This is a genomic window from Nocardioides sp. TRM66260-LWL, from assembly GCF_020075545.1.
Lineage (GTDB): Bacteria > Actinomycetota > Actinomycetes > Propionibacteriales > Nocardioidaceae > Nocardioides.
On the sequence record NZ_JAIQZK010000004.1, the window covers coordinates 67,560 to 81,023 of the forward strand.

The 13,464-nt window shown below is 73.4% G+C and carries 8 protein-coding genes; 5 read left to right on the forward strand and 3 right to left on the reverse strand.

Annotated elements, in window-relative coordinates; all coding sequences use genetic code 11:
• Window positions 1-94 precede the first annotated feature (94 nt).
• Window positions 95-3,217 (reverse strand): Ig-like domain-containing protein, encoded by a 3,123-nt coding sequence (locus K8Z61_RS11360; protein ID WP_224129578.1) that lies wholly within the window; start codon window positions 3,215-3,217, stop codon window positions 95-97.
• Window positions 3,218-3,519: 302 nt separating this feature from the next.
• On the opposite strand from K8Z61_RS11360, the gene K8Z61_RS11365 reads away from it, so the two are divergent.
• Complete coding sequence (locus tag K8Z61_RS11365) at window positions 3,520-5,163, forward strand: hypothetical protein (RefSeq protein WP_224129581.1); 1,644 nt, start codon at window positions 3,520-3,522, stop codon at window positions 5,161-5,163.
• A gap of 10 nt (window positions 5,164-5,173) precedes the next feature.
• Window positions 5,174-5,533 carry a YidH family protein gene (locus K8Z61_RS11370; RefSeq protein WP_224129583.1) on the forward strand — a complete coding sequence of 120 codons (360 nt, stop codon included), beginning with the start codon at window positions 5,174-5,176 and terminating at the stop codon, window positions 5,531-5,533.
• 37 nt (window positions 5,534-5,570) lie between these two features.
• On the opposite strand, the gene K8Z61_RS11375 is transcribed toward K8Z61_RS11370, so the two are convergent.
• On the reverse strand, window positions 5,571-7,778 hold the full coding sequence (locus K8Z61_RS11375; RefSeq protein ID WP_224129585.1) for a DEAD/DEAH box helicase: 2,208 nt from the start codon (window positions 7,776-7,778) through the stop codon (window positions 5,571-5,573).
• A 299-nt stretch (window positions 7,779-8,077) separates the two neighbouring features.
• Window positions 8,078-9,124 (reverse strand): NAD(P)-dependent alcohol dehydrogenase, encoded by a 1,047-nt coding sequence (locus K8Z61_RS11380; protein ID WP_224129587.1) that lies wholly within the window; start codon window positions 9,122-9,124, stop codon window positions 8,078-8,080.
• A 159-nt stretch (window positions 9,125-9,283) separates the two neighbouring features.
• On the opposite strand from K8Z61_RS11380, the gene K8Z61_RS11385 reads away from it, so the two are divergent.
• The 3 genes from K8Z61_RS11385 to K8Z61_RS11395 all read left to right on the forward strand — a co-directional run bounded on the left by K8Z61_RS11385 (window position 9,284) and on the right by K8Z61_RS11395 (window position 13,426).
• Window positions 9,284-10,414: an XdhC family protein gene (locus K8Z61_RS11385; RefSeq protein ID WP_224129588.1), complete on the forward strand. Its 1,131-nt coding sequence runs from the start codon at window positions 9,284-9,286 to the stop codon at window positions 10,412-10,414.
• 164 nt (window positions 10,415-10,578) lie between these two features.
• The gene (locus K8Z61_RS11390) at window positions 10,579-12,918 is read left to right on the forward strand and encodes a molybdopterin cofactor-binding domain-containing protein (RefSeq protein ID WP_224129590.1); all 2,340 of its coding nucleotides are present in this window, start codon (window positions 10,579-10,581) and stop codon (window positions 12,916-12,918) included.
• Between the two features lie 19 nt (window positions 12,919-12,937).
• On the forward strand, window positions 12,938-13,426 hold the full coding sequence (locus K8Z61_RS11395; RefSeq protein WP_224129592.1) for a (2Fe-2S)-binding protein: 489 nt from the start codon (window positions 12,938-12,940) through the stop codon (window positions 13,424-13,426).
• Window positions 13,427-13,464: the final 38 nt, after the last annotated feature.

The following is a 13,464-nucleotide window of genomic DNA, read 5'->3' on the forward strand; positions in this document are numbered from 1 at the left end:
CCCGCCCCCGCGGCTCATCGTCGTGCGAGCGATCCGGGGCCGATCCCAGCAGCGGCGGAGGACCGGTCCCGGACCGCGTCCGGTGGGCCGTCGGTCAGCGGACGGCCTTGCGGTTGGACGTCCCCTGCTTGGTGTCCTCGGAGGAGAGGACGCTGGCGACGTAGGTGGAGCGGCTGTTGCCGTTCGTGTCCTTGACCAGGATGAACGTGCGACCCGCGACGCCGACCTTCGAGGTGGCCACGAGCGGGCCCTTCTTGCCGGTCGAGGTGATCTTGTAGATCTTGATCGTCGCGCCCGCGGCCTTGGCCGTGGTGTCGACGGTCAGCTTGTCGGAGTACGGCCCGTTGTCGGGGCCCGACAGGACGACCCGGATCGGGGTCTTCTCGGCCGGCGGGGTGGTCGCGTCGCGCACGACCACCTGGTCGGTCAGGGTGCGGGTGCCGGTCGGGCCGCTGATCGCGGCGCTGACGGTGGCGGTGCCGGCGCGGGTGCCGATGAAGGTGTAGTAGGCCTCGCCCTTGGCGTTGGTCCGCGTGGTGAAGTTCGAGTCGCCGGTGCCCTCGGTGCCGGGACCCTGGCGCAGGAACGACACGTCCACGCCCTCGATCGGCTGACCGGCCGAGTCGAGCACCCGGACCGTCTCGGTGACGGCCTGGCCGACCAGCGCCTGGCTGTCGACGTCGTCGTCCAGCGTGGCCATCGCGGTGGCGATGGTGAAGGCGTAGACGGTGTACGACCGGCTGCCGGTCAGCGTCTCCGTGCCGGGCACGGCGACCGGGGGCGTCGAGGCGTCGTAGGTGCTGGTGTCGGCCTGCCAGGTGCCGGTGACGGTGACCTCGCCGGTGCCGGTCGAGCGGTAGGCGTAGACGTCGGCGTCGTCCGCGAAGTCGGACGTCACGTTGGTGGTGTTGAGGAACGTCTGGCCGGCGCCGGTGGCCGAGAGGTCGACGGACTCGCCGCCGACGACGTTGCCGAACTGGTCGGTGACCTTGACGTCGAAGGCGACCTCCTGGTCCTGACGCACCTGCGGCAGCGCGGTCGACTCCTGGAACTGCGCCGGGGCGAAGGCGATCTTGACGTCGCCGCCGTTGAGCGGGTCCGAGCTGTCCCACTGGCCGGTGGCCGAGCCGGTGGCGGAGCCGGCCGTCGCGGTGATCTTCGCGTCGACCAGGCCGTCGTCGTCGAAGCCGGCGTCGCGGGCGATCGCGGTCGTGACGACGACCTCGCCGTTCTCGTCGGTCGTGGCCTTGATCGAGGTGCCCAGGTTCTTCAGGTTGCCGGCGTCGGCGCCGCGCACCGGGGTGGTCGCGGGGGTGCCGTCGGTGAAGAAGCCGTGGTCGAGGGTCAGGGTGACCTCGGTGTTGGCCAGCGGCTGCGGCTGGACGCCGGTCTGGGTCGGGTCGCTGTCCGCGGAGACCGTGACGGTGTACGACTTCGTCAGGCCCGGGGTGCTGGCCGAGCCGAAGTTGCCGACGACGTCGATCTGCGCGGGAGCCAGGCTCACGAGGAAGTCGACGTCGGCGGTCTCGGTGCCGCCGAGGGCGCCGGCGTCGGCCGTGACCGTGCCGGACTCGGGCGTCGCCGGGGTGGCGGGGTCCTTCACCTCGACGGTGAAGGTGCCGGCCAAGCCCGTGGAGTAGGTGCGGGTCGGCGCCGGGTTGCCGGTGGCCTGGACGATGCCGGCGTTGCCGCCCGCGTAGTCGACCGCGACCGTCCGGCCGGCCAGCGCGGTGCCGTCCTCGAGGGCGACGGTGCCGACGACGGTGGCGGTGCCGCCGATCGCGGCCTGGGCGCGCTTGGGCTTGAGGCTGAGGTCGGCCTGGCCGGCCTTCACCGAGAGCAGGCGGGAGACGGCGATCGCGTTGTTGCCGAGGCCGTCGGCGCCGAGGCGGCCGAAGAGCTCGTAGGTGCCCGACGGGCCGCTGGGCAGCGCGACGGTGAACCGGCCGTTGGTCTCGCTGGCCTGCTCGGAGTAGACGGTGCCGCCCTGGGCGTCCTTGGCGGGCACGTACTGCACCGGGCCGCCGTTGAAGGGGGTGATCGCCCAGTAGTACTGGAGGGTCTGGCCGGTGGTGTCGAAGTTGCGGCCGTTCTGGTCCTTCACCTGGACGGTGATGTCGCCGGCGGCGTACTCGTCGACGTCGAAGGCGGCGCCGTCGGTGGAGGTCGCCACGAGGCTGGTCGGGGCCGCGGCGTACTGGCCGACGGTGAGGTCGGAGGACTTCACGTCGCCGAGCACCGGCTCGTAGCCGTTGCTGTTGGTGGCGTCGGCGTAGTAGGCCTGGCTGGAGCCGCCGGCCTGGGTGAAGGTGGCCTGGCCGTCGGCGTTCGTGAACTCCGTGGCGTTGGCGCCGACGACGCCCACGCGGGCGCCGGCGATCGCGTTGCCGCGCTGGTCCTTGACCGTGACGGTGACGGCCGAGGAGCCCGGCGAGGGGACGTTGGGGTCGGCGGCGACGGCGGTGACCGAGGTGATGGTCTGCTTGTACAGGCTGAACGCCTCGGTGTCGTCGGTCGCCGCCAGTGCGCCGGAGCGGACGAGCAGCTGGTCGCCGTTGCCGTAGGCGTAGCCGGTGATGTCGAGGACGGCCTTCCACGCGTTGACGCTGGAGCCCGGGGCGGGCGCGGCGGGCACGGCGGTCGGCGCGGAGAAGGTGTCCGTGCCCTGCAGCCAGGTGACGCCGACGCTGCCGGCGTACGACGCGGTGCCGGAGACGACGACGCTCTGCTGGTCGTTCGGGGCGGCGTACGGGGACTGGAAGACGCCCAGCGCCGAGCCGGCGGTGACGTTGGTGCTCGCCTCGGTCGAGCTCGCGGTGATGGCGGCGGCGTCGGTCTGGGCGCCGGCGACCGCGCGCACCTGGAGGCCGGCGGCGCCGATCAGGCTCGCGGGCACGGCCCACTCGTACGCGAAGGCGCCGTCGTCGGCGGTCGCGGTGCCGATGGGGGTCCAGGTGGTGCCGTTGAGCGAGTACTCGAAGGACACCGAGGTGACGCTCGAGCCGGCGCGGGCGGTGAGGCGGACGGTGGAGTCGGTGCCGTCGTTCAGGGTCGAGACGGTGCTGCCCGGCTGCGGGCTGACCAGCTCGACGCCGGTGGTGCTGCCCAGCGCGAGGGTCGCCGCGGAGGCGGTGGAGGCGAGGAACGGGAGACCCGTGATCGCCAGGGAGGCGATGGCGGTGGCCGCCAGGCCTCGGGAGATGCCGCTGCTGTTCATGAAAAGAGGTTCCTTCCGGCGGTTGCATGCGCGCCGGGATGGCCCCGGGAGCGCGACGGCGGCATTTCGCCCATCGGGGGGAAATGCGACCGAGACGGCGTCGAGCGACGCCTGAGATGAGTGCCGAACCTAGGTTTAAAGAACCTGGACTAGACCGTTTGTGCGGCGCCGGATTTTACTTGCACGAAATCCGCACGAGCCGCTCGATCTGTGGCCTGATGCGCGCGAGACCCCTGTCACCCCAGAAGCGAGACCCCATGGCGCCGGATGCCGCACGCTCCGAGCCGTCGTCCCCTCCCCCCATGGCGGACGACGGCCGCGCGGACGCGCCCCGGCGCCGCGGCCGGCCCCAGCGGCTGCCGTTCGACCCCACCCCCTTCGACGCCGCCGAGCTCGACCCGTGGCCCCGCGTGGCCTGGCTGCTGGCCACGACCCGCCTGCTCGGCGAGCGCCGCGACGACGTGGCCGCACCCGCCACCCGCAGCGCCTTCGTGGCGAGCCTGCGCGAGCGCGGCATCCCCGCCGACCTGACCCGCATGAGCCGCTGGGAGTCGGGGCAGCACCCGGTGCCGGCCCGGGTCGTCCTGGCCTACGAGGCGGTGCTCGGCCTGCCGAGCGCCGGCCTGCTGGCGCTGGTGCGCGAGGTGCACCGCACGAGCGGACGCCCCGGTCCGCCCGCCGTCATGGTGGCGCCGGAGGAGCCCGACGCCGACGGGCCCGACGTCGAGACCCTGCTGGAGAGCGCGCTGACCGCCGCCGAGCCGGTCACCGGCGGGGACTGGCTGCGTCTCGGCCTGGGCCTGACCCGGTTCACCTCGGTCTTCCTGCCGCGGGCGGTGTGGAGCGTGCTGTGCGCCCGCCTGCTCGGCGAGATCGCCCGTACCTCGGGACTCGACCAGCTGCGCCGCTACGAGGCGGCGGTGCTGCTCATCCAGCACCCCCACGGCCAGGCGCCGATGGTGCGGGCGCTGGGCGAGTGGCTCATGCGGAACGACGTGCAGGTCGTGACCCCGATGCTGGCCCTGCTGCAGGAGATCGACGTCGACGCCGCCAACGGCCTGATGCTGCGGCTGCTCGACGCCGACGTCGCCGCGATCCGCGACCACACCCTCGGCGTCGCCGCGGTGAAGCTCGCACGCGGGCACGTCGACGCCGCGACCGTCGCGAGCCTGGAGCGGCACGGCGTGCGGCACATCGGCGACGCCCACCACCCGCTGCGCGTCCAGCACGGGCTCGACGTCGCGGCGCACCTGCCGTCGGACGCCTTCGAGTCGGTCGTCCAGGCTGTCCCCGACCGGCTGGTGCGCTCCCGCGCCGAGCTCGCCCGCGAGCACGGCGAGCTGCTGCCGGCCAAGCTGGGACGCGCGCTCGCCCGCGCCGTCAGCCTGCGCGCGCAGCGGCCCTTCCTGAGCGCCGGCGGCGAGTCGGACCGGATGCTGACGCACCTCGTCCACGAGCTGCTCTGCCACGTGCACGAGCCGCGGCGCACCACCGCGGGCCACCTGCTCGCGGCCAGCCCGTACCGCCGGGCGCTCGAGACCGCGCTGCTCAGCATCGCCGACGACGACCGCGACCTCGTCGCCCAGCGGGCCTGGGACGCGCTGCGCACCCTCGGCCACACCGCGCACCCCGCGGTGGTCGCCGACCGCGCCGCGGCCGAGCGTCGTCCCCGGGTGGCCGTCGCGGCGCTGGCGGCGCTGCGCTGCAGCCCGCGTCCGCTCGGCACCGTGCAGGCCAACGCGCTCGTGCGGGTCGTGCGCGAGCACGCCGAGCCGGCGTCCGAGACCGTCGCCCACGCCGTCACCGCGCTCGCGCTGCGCGCCCCCGAGACGCTGCCGCGCCTGCTCGACCACGGCTCGGGCCCGGCCCATCTCGGCCTCACCCGTGCCGTACGGTGGTGGCGCGAGGTCGGCTCGATGCTGGTCGACGACGACGCGGAGAGGTGAGGGAGCCGGGTTGAGCGAGCGCCGTCCCCCGTGGGTCTACGACGCCGGGGAGGAGCCCGATCCCCGCTTCAGCCTCGCCAACGAGCGCACCTTCCTCGCCTGGGTGCGCACCTCCCTGGCCCTGATCGCCGGCGCGGTCGCCCTGCACTCCCTGGGCGTCCCGGACGTGCCGTGGGCGCGGGCGACGCTCGTCGTCCTGCTCGTCGGCCTGGGTGCCGGCATGACCGTCCTGGCCTACCTGCGGTGGGCCCGGGTCGAGCGGGCGATGCGCCTGCGCGAGCCGCTGCCGGCCTTCTCCGTGGGGCTGTGGATGACGATCGCGATCGTCGTCATCGCGGTGCTGCTCGCCGTCGTGCTGCTGCTCGGCTGAGCCGCCCCCGCCGTCCGGGAGGCCCGATCGCGGTCGCTCAGGAGCGGACGACGATGCGGCGCGGCGTCCCCGAGGCGAGCTCGCGCTCGAGCGCCGCGGTCAGCAGCGCGACCAGCGCCTCGAGCTGGATGTCGGCCGAGGCGCCGACCTCGACGTCCGAGCCGTCCAGGGCGCGGGCCGCGAGCCCGGCCTTGGAGTCGATCAGCTCGGCGATGCGGGTGTCGACCGTCTGCGCGGCGATGACCCGCCAGGCCGTCACCGGCTCCTCCTGGCCGATGCGGTGGATGCGGTCGATCGCCTGGGTCTGCTCGGCGTCGGTCCACGGCAGCTCGGCGAGCACCAGGTTCGAGGCCACCTGCAGGTTGAGGCCCACGCCGGCGGCCATGAGCGAGCAGACGATCACGGCGACGTCGGGGTCGGTGGTGAAGGCGTCGATCGCCGCCTGCCGCGCCTTCGGCGTCTGGTCGCCGCGGATCGAGGCGTAGCGCAGGCCGCGCTTGGCGAAGACCTCCTCGGCGACGTCCATGACGTCGATGTGCTTGGCGAAGAAGACGACCTTGCCGACGTTGCGCGCCAGCTGCGCGGCGTAGTCGGCGGCCAGCCCGGCCTTGGCCTGGCCGATGCGGCGCACCATGGTGAAGACGTTCTCGCCGTCCTTGCGGTCGGCGCCGTCGGCGAGCTCCCAGCCGGCCACCCGCCGCACGAGCTCCTCGTCGATGCCCTCGGTGCGCACGCCGCTGGTGCGGGTCTCGAGCGCGGTGAAGTAGCGCTCGACCATCCGCCGCGCGAGCTCGCGCTCGGCGTCGCGGATCGAGCGGCCGGCGGCGTCGTCGAGCTCGACGGGCAGGTCGGCGACGCGACGGGCGGGCAGGTCGGCGGCGACGTCGAGCTTGCGCCGCCGGACGATGCCCATCTCGATCACGCAGGCGCGGGCGGCGCCGTAGAAGGCCGGCTCGGCGGGCGTGAGGCCGGTGTCCTCGAGGCGGTCCATGAGCCGGCCCAGGGGCTTGACGTCGTCGATCCAGCCGAGCAGCTGCCAGATCGCGCGGAAGTCCTCGAGGTCGTTGATCAGCGGCGTGCCGGTGAGGGCCATCATCAGCGGCCGGACGGTGCGCGCCCGGATGCGCTCGGAGAGGTGCAGCACGTGCTGCGAGCGCTGGGACGTCTTGTTCTTGATGAAGTGGGCCTCGTCGACCACCATGCCGCGGAACCCGAACTCGCCGAGCCAGCCCACGTGCCGATCGAGCACCTCGTAGTTGACCACCACGATGTCGGCGAACCCGTCGACGTCGTCGCCGTCGCCGTGGATGACCGTGACGGCCCGCTGCGGGGTCCAGCGCGTGGCCTCGCGCGCCCAGTTGGTCTTGACCACGTTGGGCACCACGACGAGCAGCGGGAACGCGTCGGCGGCCTGGGCCGCGAGCAGCGCCTGCGCGGTCTTGCCCAGACCGGGCTCGTCGGCGAGCAGGTAGGTGCGGTGGCCCTGCGCGGCCGACGCGACGAGCTGCGCCTGGTGGGGCATGAGCTCGAGCCCGGCGGGCACCAGGCCGGTGAGCGGGAGGGACGACGCCTCGGGCAGAGGCATGCAGGCCGGGGCCCCGCCGACGTACTCGAAGGAGCGGAAGAGCGGGCCGAGCAGCTCCCAGCCCGACAGCCGGCGCGCGACGCCCGAGCCGGGCTGCGCGCCGGAGAAGTCGGGCACGAGGAACGGGTTGGCCAGTCGGCGGGCCACCACCGACTGCGGCACGACGCGGCGCTCGACGTGCAGCGCCAGCACGCCGTCGGCCTCGGGGTCCTTCTCGGCCTCCTCGACCACGGCGTCGTAGCCGGCGGCGCGGAGCATCTCGGCCTTCAGCTCGCGCGCCGACTCGCTCAGCTGGGCGTCCTCGGCGAGCAGGGCGAGCAGGGACGGCTCGCGCGCGGCGGTCTTGGCGAGGATTGTCGCGATGCCGTCGAGCCGCTTGAGCTCCTCGCCGCGCTGGTGCTCGGTGAGCTCCGCGGCGGCCTTGAGCCGGGCACGCTCCTCGCGCACGAGCAGGGCGACCACCTGGAAGGTGCTGCGGGTGCGGGAGTCGACGCGTCCGCGCTGCACCGCGATCTCGACCTCGCGCACCGCGCGGGCGAGCACCGGGATCAGCCCGTCGTTGTCGAGTCGGCGACCGTTGCGACGGCGCTGTCCGCCGCGCTGCTGCGCGCGACCCGAGCCTCCGCCCTGGCCGCCCTGGCGCTGACCGCCTCGAGCCACTTGCCCCTCCTGCACGGCACGTCCTCGTGCCGGTCCGGCACCCCGGCCCCGCGGGTCGAGGTGCGACGCGCCCACCCCGGCGCGGGGCGGGCGACGATGCTCTCCGGAGCCGGCTGCTGCAGGCCCCGCATCGTCCGGTGGGACGCGACGGGCGTGCGACCGGACGAGGGCAGCGGCGGCGCCTGGGAAACGACACGGCGGCGTGCTGCCACGCCGAGGATAGCGTGCGGCACGCCGCCGTGCGGGAATCCGCGCCGGTCGGTGACCGGCCGCAGACCCGGACGTCCGGGGCGGGGACGTCAGAGGGTGCTGGTGTCGATGACGAAGCGGTAGCGCACGTCGGAGGCGAGCACCCGCTCGTAGGCCTCGTTGATCTGCTCGGCGGAGATGACCTCGACGTCGGCGGCGATGCCGTGCTCGGCGCAGAAGTCGAGCATCTCCTGGGTCTCGCGGATGCCGCCGATCTTCGAGCCGGCGAGGCGGCGGCGGTTGGTGAAGAGGTTGAAGATGCCGAGGCTGATCGGCTCGCCCGGGGCGCCGACGTTGACCATCGTGCCGTCGAGCTTGAGCAGGCCGAGAAGGCCGCCGAAGTCGAGGCTGGCGCTGGAGACGGTGTTGACGATCAGGTCGAAGGTGCCCGCGAGGTGCTCGAAGGTGTCGCTGTCGGACGTCGCGTAGTAGTGGTCGGCGCCGAGCCGGAGGCCGTCCTCCTGCTTCTTCAGCGACTGCGAGAGCACGGTGACCTCCGCGCCCATGGCGTGGGCGATCTTGACCGCCATGTGGCCGAGGCCGCCCAGCCCGACGACCGCGACCTTCGAGCCGGGGCCGGCGTTCCAGTGGTGCAGCGGCGAGTAGGTGGTGATGCCGGCGCACAGCAGCGGGGCGGCGGCCTCGTAGGGGATCGACTCGGGCACGTTCAGCACGAAGTCCTGGTCGACGACGATCGACTCGGAGTAGCCGCCCTGGGTGACGGTGCCGTCGCGGTCGGTGGAGCCGTAGGTGCCGATCTCGCCCTTCAGGCAGTACTGCTCCTCGCCGGCCTTGCAGTTCTCGCACTCGCGGCAGGAGTTGACCATGCAGCCGACGCCGACGCGCTGTCCGACCTGGAACTTCGAGACGTTCGAGCCGACCGCGGTGACCTCGCCGACGATCTCGTGGCCGACGGTCAGCGGGTAGGGGACCTTGCCCCACTCGCCGCGCACGGTGTGGATGTCGGAGTGGCAGATGCCCGCGTAGCGGATCGCGATCTGCACGTCGTCGGCCCCCACGTCACGGCGCTCGATGGTGGTGGCCTCGAGCGGGTCGGTGGCGGACGGGGCGGCGTAGGCCTTGACGGTGGTGGCCATGTCTTCCTGCTCCTCATGCATGGGGGACGGGTGGCGCCGGCGGGTGGCCGACCCCTCGACGCTACGCGCGCTCCCGGCGCCTCCCGAGGCCCTCAGGGGTGAGCGCACCGGGCCGCCGCGGACGAGGCCCGGATCACACCCGTGGCTAGGGTGACCGACGTGCGCGACCCCTGGGACGACCTCCTCGCCTGCTGGCGCGAGCGCCGGACGGCGGCGCTGGCGACCGTCACGTCGGTGCGCGGCTCGGCGCCGCGCGAGGTGGGCTCGGCGATGCTCGTGCGCGACGACGGCACCGTCGTCGGGTCGGTCTCCGGAGGATGCGTCGAGGGCGCGGTCTACGAGCTGGGACGCGAGGCGATCGCCACCGGGCGTCCCGTCCGCGAGCAGTACGGCATCGCGGACGAGGCGGGCATCGCCATCGGCCTGACCTGCGGCGGCGAGATCGAGGTCTTCGTCGAGCCCGTCTCCCCCGCGGCCTTCCCCGAGCTCGAGGCCGTGGCGGCGCTCGTCGACGCCCAGCGTCCGGTCGCGATCGCGACCGTCGTCGAGCACCCCGACGTCGCGGTGGTCGGGCGCCGGCTCCTGGTCGGCGTCGACGACCAGCCGTCCGAGGCGTCCCTGGGGTCGGCCCGGCGCGACGCCGCCGTGCGGGCCGACGCGGCCGGGGTGCTGGCCTCGGGCCGCTCCGCCACCCTCACCTACGGCCCCGACGGCGAGCGCCGCGGGCTCGGCATGCGGGTGCTCGTCCAGGCCTTCGCGCCGCCGCCGCGGCTGCTGGTCTACGGCGCGGTCGACCACGCCGCCGCCCTGGCCTCGGTCGGGTCGTTCCTCGGCTACGACGTCACCGTCTGCGACGCCCGACCGGTCTTCGCCACGCCCGAGCGGTTCCCGGCCGCGGCCGAGGTCGTCGTCGACTGGCCGCACCGGCACCTGGCGGCCGAGCAGGCGGCGGGGCGCGTCGACGCGCGCACCGCCGTCGCGGTGCTCACCCACGACCCGAAGTTCGACGTGCCGCTGCTGACCGTCGCCCTGCGGCTGCCGGCGATCGGCTTCGTCGGCGCGATGGGGTCGCGCCGCACCCACGACGACCGCCTGGCCCGTCTGCGCGCCGCCGGGCTGGACGACGCCGAGCTCGCGCGGCTCTCCAGCCCCGTCGGGCTCGACCTCGGCGGACGCACCCCGCAGGAGACGGCCGTCAGCATCGCGGCCGAGCTCGTGGCGGCCCAGTGGGGCGGCTCGGGACGGCCGCTGCGCGCGGTCGCGACCCCGGTCCACACGCCCCACGCCTGACCGCTCGACGGGTTGGTGCTCGCGACAGCGAGCACCCGACAACGTTGTGCCGCCCCACATAGATCGAGTTATGTGGCGCGTGTCACGCTGACGGCCGCCGGCCTCCCTCCCCTGCCCCCCAGCCGGGCCGGCCTCTCGGGGGGATCCCCAGCCTGGAGCAGTCGATGACGACACCGACCGTCGAGACCACGACGTCCGATCACGAGGACGGCCCCGGAGGCGTCGAGCGCCGGCGCTTCCTCGGCTACGTGCTCGCCGGCACGACGCTCGCGGTGGCCGCCGACCTCAGCCTCGGCACGCCGAAGGCGATGGCCGCGATCCCGTCCGCGCCGCAGATCTCCGACGTCTACGACCTCGAGGACCTCCAGACCGACGCCGCGCTGCCGACGTCGGCGCTGATCTCGATCACGATCCGCGAGAACGGCACCGCGCACTTCGAGTTCCCGCGCGCCGAGGTCGGCCAGGGCATCATCACCTCGACCGCGATGATCATCGCCGAGGAGCTCGACCTCCCGGTGCGCCGCGTCGAGGTCACGCTCGCGCCCGCCCGTCCCGAGCTGCTGCTCAACCAGCTCACCGGCGGCTCCAACACCACCTTCTCCACCTACACGCCGGTCCGCGTGGCCGCGGCGCTGGCCCGTCAGCAGTTGCTCGCGGCGGCCGCGATCGAGCTCGGCACCACCGCCGACCGGCTGGTCACCATCGCCGGCGTCGTGCGCGACCCGCTGACCGGACAGAGCCGCAGCTACGGCGACCTCGCCGTCAGCGCGGCCAGCCAGGTGCTCAAGACCGTCGAGGTCGCGCTGCGTCCGGAGAAGGACTTCAAGGTCATCGGCAAGCCGCACTCGCGGCTCGACGCCCACGACGCCGTCACCGGGGCGAAGAGGTTCACCACCGACCTGAAGGTGCCGAACGCGCTGCCGACGATGGTCTGCCGCGCCCCGCAGCACCAGGGCACCCCGAAGCGCCTGCTCAACCGCAGCCAGATCCTCCGGATGCCCGGCGTCACCCACGTCGCGCAGGTGCCCACGGGCATCGCGGTGCGCGCGCGCACCTTCGGCCAGTGCATCGACGCCGTGCGCGCGATGCGCGTGGAGTGGAACGCCGGCCCCGCCGACGGCCAGTCCGACGCCACCGTCCTGAAGGCGCTGCGCGCGGCGGAGCTGCCGCTGGTCGTCCCGTCCACCCCGCTGACGCAGACGATCGACGTCGACGTCGCCTTCGCCTTCCGCTCCAGCGCGGCGCTGGAGACCTACAGCGCGATCGCGGACGTCCGGCCCGACCGCGCCGAGATCTGGGCCGGCCTGAAGGTGCCGATCCTGGCCCAGCAGAACATCGCCCAGATGGCCGGCCTGCCGCAGGACAAGGTGAAGGTCCACGTCATCACCAGCGGCGGGTCGTTCGGCCACAAGCTCTTCAGCGACCACGCCCTCGAGGCCGCCACCATCTCCAAGGCCATGGGCGTGCCGGTCAAGCTCATGTGGCACCGGGCCGACGAGCCGCGTCAGGGCCGACTGCACCCGATGGCCACCTCGCGTGTGCGGGCCTCGATCCTCGCCGGGCAGGTCGTCTCCTTCGAGCAGCGGCACACCAGCGTCGTCACCGACTTCAGCCACGGCCTCGGCGAGATCCTCACCTCCACCGCCGACGAGCTGCCCACCGGGCTGGGCGGCTACGGCTTCTCGCAGTCGATCTTCCTGCTCACCCAGCAGCTGCCCTACAACTTCGGCGTCGTCACCCAGCTGCTCAACGAGACCGACGGGGCGTTCAAGACCGGCTCGATGCGCAACATCTACTCCCCCGACGTCGCGGTCGCCGCCGAGCTGGCGATCGACCAGATCGCGAAGGCGCTCAAGGTCGACCCTGTCGAGTTCCGCACGGCCCACCTCAAGGACCCCCGCGTCGTCAAGGTGCTCGAGACGGTCGCGAAGGCCGGACGCTGGGGGCGCCGCCTGCCGAAGGGCGTGGCGCAGGGCGTCGCGGTGCACAAGGAGTACAAGGGCTGCACCGCGGTGCTCGTCGAGCTCGACTGCCGTCCGACGACGGTGAACCGCGACCTCGGTCCCGAGACCGTCACCGGTCCGCGGGTCACGAAGGCGGTCATCGCGGTCGACCCCGGCCTGGTGATCAACCCCCGCGGACTCGAGGCGCAGATGCAGGGCGGCTTCATGGACGGCCTCGCGCTCACCCTCACCAGCAGCTGCCACCTGCGCGACGGGAAGTTCCTCGAGGCCAGCTGGGACAACTACTTCTACACCCGGCAGTGGAACGTCCCGCCGCAGGTCGAGGTGCACATCGTCGACTCCGGCGTCACCACGCCCGGCGGCGCCGGCGAGGCCGCCGTCGGCACCTCGGCGGCCGCGGTGGCCTGCGCCTACGCCCGCGCCACCGGACGCATCCCCGAGATGTTCCCGATCAACCACGGCACGATCTCGTTCAAGCCGAAGACCTTCGTCCCCCCGATCCCCCCGGCGCCGACCAACGGCCTCAAGACCGCCCGCTGACGGCGTAGGAGACATCGACATGCCCAAGCAGACGTTCATCCTCAACGGCGAGAAGGTCACCGTCACGGTGGAGGACGACGTGCGGCTCCTGTGGGTGCTGCGCGACATCCTCGGCGTCACCGGACCGAAGTACGGGTGCGGCATCAACGTGTGCAAGGCCTGCACCAGCCACATCAACGGCAAGGCGTTCAACCCGTGCTCGGTGCGGGTCGGCGACCTGCAGTCCGACGACGAGGTCACCACGATCGAGGGTCTGGCCGACACCGCTCCGGGCCCGGGCCTGCACCCCATGCAGAAGGCGTGGATCGACCGCGACGTCGCGCAGTGCGGCTACTGCCAGCCGGGCCAGATCATGGAGGCCGTCGCGCTGGTCAGGCGGCTGCAGAAGGAGGGCCGGCCGCTGCGGGAGTCCGACTTCGACTCCATCCGCAACATCTGCCGCTGCGGCACGTACACGCGCATCCGCGAGGCGATCGAGCAGGGCGCCCGCGCCATGGGGCGCTCGTGACGGTCGGCTGAGGCGGGACCCGCACAGCACGCCGGCGT